This window comes from Phenylobacterium sp. (assembly GCF_030651185.1).
Lineage (GTDB): Bacteria > Pseudomonadota > Alphaproteobacteria > Caulobacterales > Caulobacteraceae > Phenylobacterium.
The window spans coordinates 49,523-62,764 of record NZ_JAUSCJ010000001.1 but is presented as its reverse complement, the minus strand read 5'-3'; the positions used below and the strand labels follow the sequence as shown (position 1 = coordinate 62,764).

Annotated in this window: 13 protein-coding genes, 3 tRNA genes and 1 pseudogene; 13 read left to right on the top strand and 4 right to left on the bottom strand. The window is 67.2% G+C overall.

Annotated features, from left to right (window positions below):
• The gene (locus tag Q7J39_RS00280) at positions 1-579 is read left to right on the top strand and encodes a histidine phosphatase family protein (protein WP_304819281.1); all 579 of its coding nucleotides are present in this window, start codon (positions 1-3) and stop codon (positions 577-579) included.
• Here the strand turns inward: Q7J39_RS00280 and phaC are convergent.
• Positions 576-2,404, bottom strand: a pseudogene (phaC, locus tag Q7J39_RS00275) (class I poly(R)-hydroxyalkanoic acid synthase); the annotation flags it as partial. The gene Q7J39_RS00280 and the pseudogene phaC sit on opposite strands and share 4 nt — an antisense overlap.
• Positions 2,405-2,721: 317 nt before the next feature.
• On the opposite strand from phaC, the gene Q7J39_RS00270 reads away from it, so the two are divergent.
• The 9 genes from Q7J39_RS00270 to Q7J39_RS00230 all read left to right on the top strand — a co-directional run bounded on the left by Q7J39_RS00270 (position 2,722) and on the right by Q7J39_RS00230 (position 10,907).
• Entirely contained in the window at positions 2,722-3,159 is a 438-nt protein-coding gene (locus Q7J39_RS00270) for a hypothetical protein (protein WP_304819279.1), read from the top strand.
• Between the two features lie 109 nt (positions 3,160-3,268).
• Positions 3,269-4,489: an LL-diaminopimelate aminotransferase gene (locus Q7J39_RS00265; RefSeq protein ID WP_304819277.1), complete on the top strand. Its 1,221-nt coding sequence runs from the start codon at positions 3,269-3,271 to the stop codon at positions 4,487-4,489.
• The gene (locus tag Q7J39_RS00260; RefSeq protein ID WP_304819274.1) at positions 4,486-5,793 is read left to right on the top strand and encodes a homoserine dehydrogenase; all 1,308 of its coding nucleotides are present in this window, start codon (positions 4,486-4,488) and stop codon (positions 5,791-5,793) included. The genes Q7J39_RS00265 and Q7J39_RS00260 overlap by 4 nt, the downstream gene beginning before the upstream one ends.
• 51 nt (positions 5,794-5,844) lie before the next feature.
• The gene (gene glpX / locus Q7J39_RS00255) at positions 5,845-6,798 is read left to right on the top strand and encodes a class II fructose-bisphosphatase (RefSeq protein ID WP_304819272.1); all 954 of its coding nucleotides are present in this window, start codon (positions 5,845-5,847) and stop codon (positions 6,796-6,798) included.
• Complete coding sequence (recJ, locus tag Q7J39_RS00250; RefSeq protein ID WP_304819270.1) at positions 6,798-8,603, top strand: single-stranded-DNA-specific exonuclease RecJ; 1,806 nt, start codon at positions 6,798-6,800, stop codon at positions 8,601-8,603. The genes glpX and recJ overlap by 1 nt, the downstream gene beginning before the upstream one ends.
• A 92-nt stretch (positions 8,604-8,695) precedes the next feature.
• Positions 8,696-8,770 (top strand) — tRNA-Glu (locus tag Q7J39_RS00245).
• Between the two features lie 185 nt (positions 8,771-8,955).
• Positions 8,956-9,597: a cold-shock protein gene (locus Q7J39_RS00240; protein WP_304819268.1), complete on the top strand. Its 642-nt coding sequence runs from the start codon at positions 8,956-8,958 to the stop codon at positions 9,595-9,597.
• A 66-nt stretch (positions 9,598-9,663) separates the two neighbouring features.
• The gene (locus tag Q7J39_RS00235; RefSeq protein WP_304819266.1) at positions 9,664-10,455 is read left to right on the top strand and encodes a glutaminyl-peptide cyclotransferase; all 792 of its coding nucleotides are present in this window, start codon (positions 9,664-9,666) and stop codon (positions 10,453-10,455) included.
• On the top strand, positions 10,452-10,907 hold the full coding sequence (locus Q7J39_RS00230) for a PaaI family thioesterase (protein WP_304819264.1): 456 nt from the start codon (positions 10,452-10,454) through the stop codon (positions 10,905-10,907). The genes Q7J39_RS00235 and Q7J39_RS00230 overlap by 4 nt, the downstream gene beginning before the upstream one ends.
• Here the strand turns inward: Q7J39_RS00230 and Q7J39_RS00225 are convergent.
• The gene (locus tag Q7J39_RS00225) at positions 10,899-11,057 is read right to left on the bottom strand and encodes a hypothetical protein (protein ID WP_304819262.1); all 159 of its coding nucleotides are present in this window, start codon (positions 11,055-11,057) and stop codon (positions 10,899-10,901) included. The two genes, Q7J39_RS00230 and Q7J39_RS00225, sit on opposite strands and share 9 nt — an antisense overlap.
• A gap of 124 nt (positions 11,058-11,181) precedes the next feature.
• Here Q7J39_RS00225 and Q7J39_RS00220 point away from each other — a divergent pair.
• Positions 11,182-11,258 (top strand) — tRNA-Pro (locus Q7J39_RS00220).
• A 36-nt stretch (positions 11,259-11,294) separates the two neighbouring features.
• On the top strand, positions 11,295-11,600 hold the full coding sequence (locus Q7J39_RS00215) for an ETC complex I subunit (RefSeq protein WP_304819260.1): 306 nt from the start codon (positions 11,295-11,297) through the stop codon (positions 11,598-11,600).
• A 16-nt stretch (positions 11,601-11,616) separates the two neighbouring features.
• Here Q7J39_RS00215 and Q7J39_RS00210 read toward each other — a convergent pair whose 3' ends face one another.
• A complete protein-coding gene (locus Q7J39_RS00210; RefSeq protein ID WP_304819258.1) occupies positions 11,617-12,114 on the bottom strand; it encodes a hypothetical protein in 498 nt (165 codons plus the stop codon).
• Positions 12,115-12,388: 274 nt separating this feature from the next.
• On the opposite strand from Q7J39_RS00210, the gene Q7J39_RS00205 reads away from it, so the two are divergent.
• Positions 12,389-12,465: transfer RNA gene (locus Q7J39_RS00205), tRNA-Arg, on the top strand.
• 75 nt (positions 12,466-12,540) lie between these two features.
• Here the strand turns inward: Q7J39_RS00205 and Q7J39_RS00200 are convergent.
• The gene (locus Q7J39_RS00200; protein WP_370689968.1) at positions 12,541-13,131 is read right to left on the bottom strand and encodes a hypothetical protein; all 591 of its coding nucleotides are present in this window, start codon (positions 13,129-13,131) and stop codon (positions 12,541-12,543) included.
• Positions 13,132-13,242 lie beyond the last annotated feature (111 nt).

Sequence of the window (13,242 nt, the reverse complement as noted above, 5' to 3'; positions counted from 1 at the left end):
ATGCCCCGCATCTACTTCCTGACCCACCCGCAGGTGATCATCGATCCCGCCGTGCCGGTGCCGCGCTGGCCCCTGTCGGAGGTGGGCCGCCGCCGCGCCCAGCTGTTCGCCGAGCGCCTGGCGGACGGGGCGGTGACCGCCGTCTGGTCGAGCCGCGAGCAGAAGGCCCTCGACGGCGGTGCGATCATCGCCCGGCGGCTGGGCGTGCCGCACCGCATCGATCCGGAGCTCGGTGAGAACGACCGCTCGGCCACCGGCTACATCGCGCCGCCGGAGTTCTGGGAGGTGGTCGCCGAGTTCTTCGGCAAACCTGACGAGAGCGTGCGCGGCTGGGAGACCGCCCGCCACGCCCAGGACCGCATCGTCACCGCCATGCGCCGCCTGGCCCGGGATGAGCCCACCCGCGGCGACATCGTCGTGGTCGCCCATGGCGGGGTCGGCGAGCTGCTGATGGCCCACCTGCAGGGCGTCGCCATCGGCCAGCAGGACAAGCCCCAGCACCCCGGCGGCGGATGCTGGATCGAGATCGACAAGGCCAGCTTCAGCCTGCTGGCCGGGTGGGCGAACGTGCCCGACTAGGACTTCACCTTCACATAGGACCCCGGCGCGTCCTCCAGCGGCTTGAAGGGGCCCTTGGTGGGGTCGCGGGCCGGGACCATGCCGCCGGACTTGGCCTTCAGCCAGACCGCCCAGTGCGGCCACCAGGAGCCGGGGGTTTCCTTGGCCTGTTCCATCCACTGCTCGACGGAGCCGGGCAGGTCGCTGTTGGTCCAGTGCTGGTACTTGTTGGCCACCGGCGCATTGATCACGCCGGCGATATGACCCGATCCGGCCAGGGTGAAGGTGACCGGCCCACCAAACAGCTTGGCGCCGCGATAGACCGAGCGGGCGGGCGCAATGTGGTCTTCCTTCGACGATTGGACGTAGACCGGGGTCTTCACCTTCGAGAGGTCGAGCTTGATGTTGTCCATCACCAGCTCGCCCTTGGCCAAGGCGTTCTCGCCGTAGAACTTGCGCAGGTAGAACAGGTGCAGGGCCTTGGGCATGCGGGTCTGGTCGGAGTTCCAGAACAGCAGGTCGAAGGGCTTGGGCTCCTTGCCCATCAGGTAGTTGTTCACGAAGAACGACCAGATCAGGTCGTTGGCCCGCAGGGAGTTGAAGGTCTCGGCCATGGCCTGGCCCGACAGCACGCCGCCGGCGGCGTCCATCTGCTTTTCCAGGTCGCCGATCCAGTCCTCGTTGGTGAACAGCAGCAGGTCGCCGGCCTCGGCGAAGTCCTGCTGGGCGGCGAAGAAGGTGGCCGAGGCGATCCGCTTGTCCCCCTTGGCCGCCATGTGGGCCAGGGTGGAGGAGAGCAGGGTGCCGCCGATGCAGTAGCCGACGGTGTTCACCTGATCGACGCCGGCCTGCCTCATGGCCGCCGCGGTGCCCTCGTAGATGCCCTGCTGCATGTAGTCTTCGAAGGTCTTGGCGGCCAACTCGACGTCCGGGTTGACCCAGGAGGCGACGAAGACCGTGATCCCCTGGTCGGTCAGCCAGCGGATCATCGAGTTTTCGGGGCGCAGGTCGAGGATATAGAACTTGTTGATCCAGGGCGGGAAGATCACCAGCGGGATCTCGAACACCGTCTCCGTGGTCGGATTGAACTGCAGCAGCTGCAGCACCTCGTTCTGGAAGACGACCTTGCCCGGGGCGGTGGCGACGTTCTCGCCGATCTTGAACATCTCGTAGTCGGTCTGGCTGATGGCCAGCTGGCCGCCGCCCCGCGTCAGGTCGGCGGCGAAGTTCTCCATACCCTGCAGCAGGCTCTGCCCCTGGGTCGACATCGCCTCGCGCAGGGCGGCCGGGTTGGAGACCAGGAAGTTCGACGGCGAGAAGGCGTCGGTCAGCATCTTCATGAAGAACTCGACCCGGCGCTTGGTCATCGGATCGACGCCGTCGACCTCGGAGACCAGGGCGTTCAGCCAGTTGGAGGTCAGCAGGTAGGACTGCTTGATCACGTCGAAGACCGGGTTGTCGCTCCAGTCGGGGTCGGCGAAGCGCTTGTCGCCCTTGGCGGGCGTCACGGTGGGTTCGACGGTTTCGCCCCCGGCGCGGCGCGCGGCCGTTTGCCAGAGTTCCAGATAGCGCTGGAACAGGTCGGCCTGAGCCCTGACCAGGCGGTCGGGCTGGGAGGCCAACCGGCCCATCACATCGGTCAGGGCAGGGGCCACGTGGAAGGGGTCGGGCTGCAGGGCGGCCGGGCGTTCGGCCTGGCGCAGGGCCGCCTCGGCGATGGCGCCCTGGGCGGTCAATGCGGCGCGGGCCAGGTTCGCCGACAGCTTCTCCATCATCTCCCGCTGTTCGGCGTTGAGCTGCGGCTGCGGGAGGTCGAGGCTGGCGCCGAAGGCCGCGACGGCGGCGGGGTTCATCGTCATGCGCGGTGCTTCGGGGGGCGGGGCTTCCCGCTTCGGCGCCTCGGCGCGAGGGGCTTCGGGCGCCGGTTTGGGCGTCTTCACCTTGGGGGCTGCGCTCTTGGCGGCCTTGGTCTTGGTCTTGCCAGGGCCGGTCTTGGCCTTATCCGACGCCCTGGCCTTGTCGGCCTTGGTCTTGGTCGGCTGTTTGCTCATGACCGTCTTCTCCCAGGTTTGTCTTGCGGGCTTGGCGCTCGCGCTCTTTCGCCCGAAGCAATCATGGCATAAGACCAGCGCCAAGATGAACGCGTCGCCTAGACTTTTCGTGATGAGTCGCTTGGAACCTCTGCGGACGAGCCTGCTGCTCTGCGCCTGTGGCGCCGCGATGCTCAGCGGCTGCGCGGTCTCCAACCCCTTCGCCACCGCGTCGGTGGACCCGGCCTCGCCCATCGCGGCCGAGGTCGCGGCCAAGGCGCGCGCCAGCCGCGCCTATCCGACCTTCGCCGACATTCCCCCCGTACCCGCCGACGTGCGCCCGCTGCCGGCCTTTGGCCGCGCGGCCGCCGAGCTTGAAATGGCCGGTGCGGAGCTGACCCGCGAGACCGCGCCCGGAACCTGGTCTCTGACCGGAACCGAGGCCTTCGCCGGCCGTGCGCGCGATATTGCAGGCCCGGAGATTACCGGCCCGGAATCCACCACCGCGGCAACCGAAGCCTTCGCCAAGGCGCAGCGGGCGCGAGCTACACCGCCTCCGCCGCCGAGATAGGCCCGCGGAGGCTGACGACCTTGAACCTGCTTGGCGACGCCCCGCACCGGGACCCGCCATGTGCGACTTCAGCTCCCTACCGCCGCAAGGCATGCGGCCCGAGCTCAAAATGACCCCCGAATTCCACCGTATCCGCCGCCTCCCTCCCTACGTTTTCGAGGAAGTGAACCGCATCAAGGCGCGTCTCCGCGCCCAGGGTGTCGACATCATCGACTTCGGCATGGGCAATCCCGACATGCCGACGCCCAAGCACATCGTCGACAAACTGATCGAGACCGCCCGCGACCCCAAGGCCGGGCGCTATTCCGCCTCCAAGGGCATCGTCGGCCTGCGCCGCGCCATGGCCGGCTACTACAAGAAGCGCTTCGGCGTGACCCTGAACCCCGACACCGAGGTGATCGCCACCCTGGGGTCCAAGGAGGGCTTCGCCAACCTGGCCCAGGCCCTGACCGCGCCGGGCGACGTGATCCTCTGCCCGAACCCCGCCTATCCGATCCACGCCTACGGCTTCATCATGGCCGGCGGCGTCATCCGCCACGTGCCCGCGCCGTCGCCGGAGGAATATCTGTCTGGGGTCAGCGCCGCCATGCGCCACTCCAGCCCGGCCCCCAGCGTGCTGATCCTGTCCTATCCGTCCAACCCGACGGCCCAGTGGGTGGACCTGGACTTCTACAAGGAGGCGGTGGCCCTGGCGAAGAAGCACGACCTGCTGGTGCTCTCCGACATCGCCTATTCCGAGATCTATTTCGACGACAACCCACCGCCTTCCATCCTGCAGGTGGACGGGGCCAAGGACATCGCCGTCGAGGTCAACTCGCTGTCCAAGACCTACGCCATGGCCGGCTGGCGGGTTGGCATGGTGGTGGGCAACGAGCGGATGTGCGCGGCCTTGGCCCGCGTGAAATCCTATCTCGACTATGGCGCCTACACCCCGATCCAGGTGGCCGCCGCCGCGGCGCTCAACGGCCCGCAGGACTGCGTCGACGAGATCCGGGCCATGTACAAGAGCCGTCGCGATACGCTGGTAACCTCGATGAAGCGGGCCGGTTGGGACATCCCGTCGCCGCCGGCCTCGATGTTCGCCTGGGCGCCGCTGCCTGAGCAGTACAAGGACGCCGGCTCCATGCTGTTCGCCAAGCTGCTGATCGAGGAGGCCGGCATCGCCGTGGCTCCCGGCGTGGCCTTCGGCGAGTACGGCGAGGGCTATGTCCGCATCGGCCTGGTGGAAAATGAGCACCGCATCCGGCAGGCGGCGCGCAACGTGAAGAAGTTCCTGGCCAACTCCGAGGAGATCCTCGGCCGGGCCCACAACACCCTGGCGGCCCAATGACCAAAGACGTCTGGCGTATCGGCGTCGCGGGCCTGGGAACGGTCGGCGGCGGTCTGCTGAATTTCCTGTCCGAGCGGCCCGGGTTCGCCCCGGCCGGCGGTCAGGCCGTGGTCACCGGGGTCTCGGCGCGCTCGCGCTCGCGGCCCCGGCCCTTCGACATCTCCAACCTAGCCTGGTTCGACGATCCGGTCGAACTGGCCAAGTCCCCCGACAACGACATCTTCGTCGAGCTGATCGGCGGCTCCGACGGCCCCGCCAAGGCGGCGGTGGAGGCGGCGCTGGGCGCCGGCAAGCCCGTGGTCACCGCCAACAAGGCTCTGATCGCCGAGCACGGCGCTGAACTGGCCCTGCTGGCCGAGACCAAGGGCGTGCCCCTGCTTTACGAAGCCGCCGTCATGGGCGGCACGCCTGCGGTGAAGGTCGTGCGCGAGGCCATGGTCGGCGACGACATCCGGTCGATCTCCGGCATTCTGAACGGCACCTGCAACTATATCCTCACCGAGATGGAGGGCATGCTTGGCCAACAGGGCCCGGCCGACGCCTTCCGCGCGGTCCTGGCCGAGGCCCAGCGGCTGGGCTACGCCGAGGCCGATCCGACCATGGATGTCGGCGGCTTTGACGCGGCCCACAAGATCTCGATCCTGGCGGCCCTGGCCTTCGGCTGCGCGCCGAACTACGCGGCGGCGGAGATCGAGGGTATCGAGCAGGTCGCCCTGCTGGATATCCAGCTCGCCAAGGACCTGGGCTACCGCATCAAGCTCATCGCCTCGGCCAGCCGGTCGGAGGAGGGGGTGCTGGTGCGCGTGCATCCGACGCTGGTGGCGCTGAACCATCCGTTGGCCCAGGCCGGCGGCGCGTTGAACGCGCTGTTCATCGAGGGCACCCGGATCGGCACCATCTATCTGCAGGGCCCCGGCGCGGGCGCGGGTCCGACGGCCGCCGCCGTGGCCGCCGACATCGCCGACCTGATGACCGGCGCCGTGCGCCCGGTGTTCCAGAAGCCGGCCGGCCAGCTGAAGCCCTTCACCCCGGTCGACCCCGCCAAGAGCATGGGGCGCGCCTTCCTGCGCTTCCTGGTCAAGGACGAGCCCGGCGTCATCGCCGCCGTCTCCGAGACCCTGGCGGAGGCCGGAGTCTCCATCGAGAGTTTCCTGCAGAAGCCCGTGGAGAACGCCGATGGCGTTCCCATCGTGCTCACCACCCACGCCGTGGCGGAATCGGTGCTGACGGCGGCAATCGACCGCATCGCGAATTTGCCCTCAGTGCTGGAGAGACCGCGCCTCTTGCGCATCGCGCGCATCTGAGAATCTCAAGATAGTCGCCGGCTATGCCGGATTCCGGCAGGAGACGTGTCCATGAGTTCCGAAATCCTCGATCGCGGTCTGGTCATCGACGCGGTGCGGGTGACTGAGATCGCCGCCATCGCCGCCTGGAAACTGGTGGGCCGGGGTGACGAGATGGCGGCGGACCAGGCGGCTGTGGACGCCATGCGCACGGCCCTCAACGACCTGGACATCGACGGCGAGATCGTGATCGGCGAGGGCGAGCGCGACGAAGCGCCCATGCTCTACATCGGCGAGAAGGTCGGCCGCGGCAAAGGCCCGAAGATCGACATCGCCCTCGACCCGCTCGAGGGCACGACCCTCACCGCCAAGGCGATGGCCAATGCGCTGGCCGTCATGGCCTGGGCGCCCAAGGGCACGCTGCTGAACGCCCCTGACACCTATATGGACAAGATCGCCTGCGGCCCCGGCTATCCCCCCGGCATCATCGACCTGGACAAGACCCCGGCCCAGAACGTCGAGGACCTGGCGCAGGCCAAGGGGGTCGACCCCAGCGAGATCACCGTCTGCATCCTCGACCGTCCCCGGCATGCCGAGATCATCGCCAGCGTCCGCTCGGTGGGCGCGCGCATCTACCTGATCACCGACGGCGACGTGGCGGGCGTGATGAACACCGCCGACCCCTCCACCGGCGTCGATCTCTATCTCGGCCAGGGCGGGGCGCCAGAGGGCGTGCTGGCCTGTGCGGCGCTGAAGTGCGTCGGCGGCCAGTTCCAGGGCCGCCTGGTGTTCCGCAACGCCGACGAGAAGGCCCGCGCCAAGCGGATCGGCATCACCGACTTCGACCGCAAGTACGACCTGCACGAGATGGTCCGCGCCGACGCGATCTTCGCCGCCACCGGTGTCACCAACGGGGCCCTCCTGGACGGCGTCCACTATGAGGACGGCTTTGTTCACACCCACACCATCGTCATGAACTCCGCCACCCAGACGGTGCGCGAAGTGCGGATGAAACGGCCGGTGTGATGGCTGACGGCGCCACCCCGGCGGGCTATCTGGGCGTCACCAAGTCGCTCAGCGGCCGGCTGTGGCGCCAGCGGGCCGCTGACCCTGAGACCGTTCGCCGCCACGAGATGACGCTGGGCCTGCCCGAGCCCCTGGCCCGGGCCCTGGCCTCGCGGGGCGTCGAGGACGGCCAGGGCGAGCACTATCTGAACCCGACGCTGAAGGCCCTGTTCCCCGATCCGTCCAGCTTCATGGACATGGACAAGGCCGCCCAGATCCTGGTGGACGCCGTGGCCAAGGGCCGGCCCATGGCGGTGTTCGCCGACTATGACGTGGACGGCGCCTCCAGCGCCGCCCAGTTGGTGCGCTGGACCCGGGCCATGGGCGCGCCGCTGCGCATCTACGTCCCCGACCGCATCACCGAGGGCTATGGCCCGTCTCCGGCCGCCTTCCGCCGCCTGAAGGACGAGGGCGTCGAGCTGGTGATCACCGTCGACTGCGGCGCCGCGGCCATGGAAGCGGTCACCTATGCCGTCGAGATCGGGCTGGAGGTGGTGGTGATCGACCACCACCTGATGCGCGGTGACGAGGTTCCGCCCGCCACCGCCCTGGTGAACCCCAACCGCCCCGGCTGCGGGTCGGGGCAGGGGGTGCTGGCCGCCGCCGGGGTCACCTTCGTCCTGCTGGCGGCCCTGAACCGTGAGGCGCGTAAGCAGGGCCTGTTCACGGAGGAACGCCCCGAGCCCGATATCCGCCAATGGCTGGACCTGGCCTGCATGGGCGCCATCTGCGATGTGACCCAGCTGGTGGGCTTCAATCGCGCCCTGGCGTCCCAGGGCCTGAAGGTGATGTCCGGCTGGCGCAATCCGGGCCTGAAGGCCCTGCTGGACGTCGCCAAGAGCCAGGGACCGGCCACCGCCTTCCATGTGGGCTTCGTGCTGGGCCCGCGCATCAACGCCGGCGGTCGCATCGGCCGGGCCGATCTGGGCGCGCGCCTGCTTTCCACTGACGATCCCCGCGAGGCCGCCGACCTGGCCGCCGAGCTCGACGCCCTCAACGCGTCGCGCAAGGAGGTGGAGCGCGAGGTGCTGGAGCAGGCCGTGCAGATCATCGAGCGGGAGAGCAACCAGGGCGACCTGCCTGTGCTGCTGGTGGCCGCCGATGACTGGCATCCCGGGGTGATCGGCATCGTGGCCGGCCGGCTGCGGGAGCGCTACCGCAAGCCGGTGATGGTGATCGGCGTCGATCGCGCGGCCAACATCGGCAAGGGCTCGGGCCGCTCCCAGCCGGGAGTGAACCTCGGCCGCGCCGTGCAGGCCGCCTACGAGGCGGGCCTGCTGATCGCCGGCGGCGGCCACGCCATGGCCGCGGGCCTGAGCGTCAAGCCCGACACCATTCCCGAATTGCGCGCCTTTCTCTGCGAGCGCCTGGCCGACGAGAGTGAAGTCGCCGCGGCCGAGGACGGCCTGGACATCGACGCCCTGATCACCACCGGCGGCGCCGACCGCGCGCTGTACGACAGCTTCCAGCGGATGGCGCCCTTCGGACCGGGCAACCCCGAGCCGGTCTTCGCGCTTTCCGACGTCCGCGTGGAGCGGGCCATGGCGCTCAAGGGCGGCCATGTGCGGGTCACCTTGACCGATCGCACCGGCGGCAAGCTGAAGGCCGTGGCGTGGCGTTCGGAGGGTACGGAGACCGGCGCCCGCCTGCTGGCCGAGGGCGGCGGATTGCATATCGTCGGTCGCCTGAAGCCCGATGACTGGCAGGGCCGATCCAGTGTCGAGTTGGAGATCGAGGACGTCGCCGACCTCCGCCGGGTCGGCTGAACCGCGAGCTTTGCAGGGAAGTGCGACATGTGGTGGTGAGTGCGCTTGCACACCCCCAGGAACGCAGATATAGAGCCGCCCTTCGCCGCTGCGGTCCCTTCGTCTATCGGTTAGGACGCCAGGTTTTCAACCTGGAGAGAGGGGTTCGACTCCCCTAGGGACTGCCACGCGAATCCGCCCTTAGGCGGGCAGCCGACATAGGTTCGGCGCCAATCAATCGCGCAAAGCGCGAGAAACACACCAGATGCGTGCATTTGGGTGAAAAACCCCCATTGACGGCTCTCCTGTTACGAGAACAGTGTTATGACTGGCCAGTATCCGTAGGGATTTGGAGATCGGGCCAGAGGGGCAAATGTCTGGTTACGAATTTGAGGGTGTAGATTCGCACGAAGATGCTGTGCGGATCAGTGGGCGGATCAAGTGGTTCGACGCGGGCAAGGGCTATGGCTTCATTGTCCCAGACGATCCGGGCCAGACCGACCTGAAAGATGTTCTGCTGCATGTGACGTCGTTGAGGAACTCCGGGCGCGAGAACGCCCTGGAGGGGGCCATCATCGTGTGTGATGTGATCCGCCGGCCCAAGGGCTGGCAGGTCTCCGAGGTGGTGGACCTGGACGAAAGCTCAGCGCCCCCTCCGGCCGAGCGGCGCAGCCGTGATGAGGGCCATTTCCGTCGAGATCGGGACGGCTTTGATCGCAACGGCGGCGGCTTCGACCGGCAGGCCGGGGCCGGCGGCTTCCCCGCCCGCGCCGCCCGGCCGGCCCCCCAGGCGCGCGGACCGCTGGAACGGGCCAAGGTGAAGTGGTTCAACCGCGCGAAGGGCTACGGCTTCGTGGTCCGCGATGGCGAGCCGGGCGACATCTTCGTCCATATCGAGACGCTGCGCCGGTCGGGAATCGAGGATCTGCAGCCCGGCGACGACGTCATGGTCCGCTTCGCCGAAGGGCCCAAGGGCCTGGTGGTGGCGGAACTCGAATCCATCGGGATGGCCTGACAGCTCCGCCTTGCCTCCGCCGCAACCCTCCCGCAAAGGATAGGCTCTCGTCCGGGGAGCTTGGGCTTGCTGATCTCCATTTTCCGCGCCGCACGCCTGGCCTTGATGGCCGCAGTCCTGGTGGCCTGCGGGCCGGTCCAGGCCGAACTGCCGGTCCAGGGCTTTGAGGTCCAGGCGGCCTATCCGCACGACACCAGCGCCTTCACCCAGGGACTGTTCTATCTCGACGGCGTGATCTTCGAGAGCACCGGGCTGGAGGGCGCCTCTTCGATCCGCAAGGTTCGTCTGGCCGATGGCGTCGTCCTGCAGTCGCGGGCCACCGACCCCACCATGTTCGGCGAGGGCATCGTCAACTGGGACGGCGACCTGCTCAGCCTGACCTGGCGCGACAGGGTGGGCTTCCGCTGGGACCTGAAGACCTTCGCCCCCAAGGGCTCGTTCCAGTACGACGGGGAGGGCTGGGCCCTTACCCAGGACGGTCGGTCGATCATCATGAGCGACGGCACCCCCAGCCTGCGCTTCCTGGATCCCAAGACCCTGAAGGTGACACGCACCGTGACGGTCACCGCCGACGGCCGGCCGGTGCGCAATCTCAACGAGATCGAATGGGTGAAGGGCGAAATCCTGGCCAATATCTGGATGACCAGCCGCATCGCCCGCATCGACCCGAGGACCGGCGCCGTGAAGGGCTGGATCGACCTGACCGGCCTGCCCGAAACCCTGTCGCAGCGGGACCCTGACGCCGTGCTGAATGGAATCGCCTATGACAGGGCTGGCGACCGCCTCTTCGTCACCGGCAAGCGCTGGCCGCAGATCTACGAGATCACCCTCAAACCCGCGAAGAACCCCGTCCCATGACGCCTGCCGCCACGCCCGAGATCATCGCGCCGGAGGGCTTCATCAAGTCCCAGGGCCGCGGTGACTTCTCCACGATCAACGGGCCCTACTATCACCGCGCCGAGCAGCGCGAGGGGATGACCGAGCAGGCCTTCTTCGCCGAGCAGCGTCACGCCAATGGCCTGGGGCTGGTGCACGGCGGCATGCTTACCGCCTTCCTCGACGGCCTTCTGGCGGCGGCGGTGTGGCGCGAGACCCAGACGCGATCGGTGACCATCCACCTGTCGGTGGACTTCCTGCACATGGCCCGGATCGGAGAATGGGTGATGGGGGACGCCCGCGTCACCCGCGCCACCCGTGACGTCGCCTTTGTGGAAGGCCGCGCCTATGTCGGCGGCCACGACGTGGTGCGCGCCTCCGGTGTGTTCAAGTTGATGCACCGCCGGGCGCCGGCCACGGCGGGCTCAGCCTAGAGCGATCTTCGCCACGAGACTGGCCACGAGGATCGCCCCGCCGCCGATCAGGGCAAGCCGGATGTGTTCGGCGTGGCGGTCGAGGAACTGGGCGCGCCGGCGTTTCTCCATTCGGCGCGTGCGCTTGGACTTCGATTTTAACGGCTGCATTCTTCGCTCCCCCGCTGAAGACCTACCAGACGGGGGCCGCAAAGGTCGAGGGAACGCGCCCTGCGGCCTCCTATCGTTTGCGGGAACGGCCAAAGCCTTATATCCCACGCCCGCCGGTGCTTCTCGGGGTGTAGCGCAGCCTGGTAGCGCATCTGGTTTGGGACCAGAGGGTCGGAGGTTCGAATCCTCTCGCCCCGACCAGCACCGGCCAAAACGACTTACCGCCAGGGATCCGTTATGCTCGCGCGCATCTATCGTCCGGCCAAGAACGCCATGCAGTCCGGCAAGGCCAAGACCAAGGACTGGTTGCTGGAATTCGCGCCGCAGGACGCCAGGGCGTCGGACCCCCTGATGGGCTGGACCCAGACCCGCGACACCGACGGCCAGATCCGCCTGTCCTTTGACACCCCTGGGGACGCGGTGGCCTACGCAGAGGCCCACGCCATCCCGTTCCAGCTCTTCGACCCCAAGCCGGCCAAGCGAATCGTCAAGGCCTATGCCGACAACTTCGCGTTCAATCGCAAGCAGCCCTGGACCCACTAGCCCAGGGCGCTCGAGGTCAGGAATTCGCGTCGAGCCGCTGGGCTTCGGCATCTGATATGCGACCGGTTCGCGTCCCGACCGTCGCCGAAGCAGGTGTGCCGGCCTCTTCAGCGGACCGCGGCGTCGCGATGGCGCGCCGAACCGCATAGCTTTTTTGGATCAGGTCGAGGCGGGCTTTCGCTTCATCCGCCACATTGAACCGGCGGAGAGGCGCGCTGGGGCCAGCCAGGATCGATCGGCCGTTCAGGTAAGCGTACTGCCCGTCCTGCGCGAGGCCACGATAAATCTCCGCGGCTTCCTGACGACGGAACGTCCTCTCATAAGCCACGGCGAGGTTGAACCGATTTCGCATAGAGGGGCGGGCGTCGACCGCCCGTTCAAAGAGATTTGTCGCGGTGTAACGGTCGCCGTGTTCAAGCGAGGTCAAGCCGGTAATCATGCTGGCGTTCTGCGGGACATTCGGCGCGGCGGACAACGTTTCCGTAGCATCGATGCGCGCAGTTTGCTTGGTCACGCACCCGGTCGCCAGTGTACCAAGCCCGAGGATCGCAATTAGATGAATAGAGATTCTCACGTCATAGCTCCACATTTTAAGAGGTAGTGAGTTTCCACGGCGTGTGGCGATGTGAGAGCTACAATCGCAACGTCTTGTACTCACGCTAATTTCTTAATACGGATTAGCCATGTTTGGTTCCTGAGTTTTGATCGTTTTGCCTGAAAAACGTTGGCCGCAAGGTTGCCTGCCCCGCTTGCGAAGCCCCGCGCAACACCCTATCCGCATCAGCGAAGCGCCCTTAGCTCAACTGGATAGAGCACCTGCCTTCTAAGCAGGCGGTTGCAGGTTCGAGTCCTGCAGGGCGCGCCAGCGCCGCGCGCGCAGCAAAAACCCCCGCATGCCAGGGCCCACGGGGGTTCTTTTCAACGCAATGGTTCGAGGCGCCTAGAACTGCAGGTTGGCGGCCAGGAAGATCGTGCGGCCGCTGGTGGTGTAGTTCCACAGGCGGGTGGCGCCGGTCCTGCCGAAGCCGTTGTTGAAGCTGTTGGTCTGCTCCTCACGCTCGTCGGAGAGATTGACGGCGTCGAGCGACAGCCGGATCCTCGGCGTGATCTGATAGAAGGCCGCGGCGTCGATGTACTGGGTGGCGTTGAAGCCGCCTGTGTCGATCAGATAGTCCGAGCGGTAGTTCGAAGAAATTCGCGCGCCCCACTTCTCCGTCTCATAGTAGAGGGTGACGTTGTGGTTCAGGTCCGACATCCCATAGATCTGGGATTGCACGACCTGGCCGTTGACCTGGACGTTCTGACCATTGACCACCTTCGGCGTCTCGGAGTCGATGAAGGTGACATTGGCCACCATGCCCATGTTGTTGAACGGCGCCGGCAGGAAGAAGAAATCGCTCTGCGCGCTGTGCTCGAATCCGGACAGCTTGGCCTCGTTGAGATTGACCGAGCGCGTATATTCGCTGACGTTCGTCGTGGCCGTGACGCCGGGATACAGGCCCTCCTCAAGGCCGGTGCTCGAATAGGGCACGTTGATGAATTTCTGGCTGCTGATCTACTCCAACCGCCGCTGGGGGAGGAATCTGAGGAGGCGTCCGGCGGGCTGGAGTGGGCGTTAGGCAGGGTTTGTGAAACCGGCTTG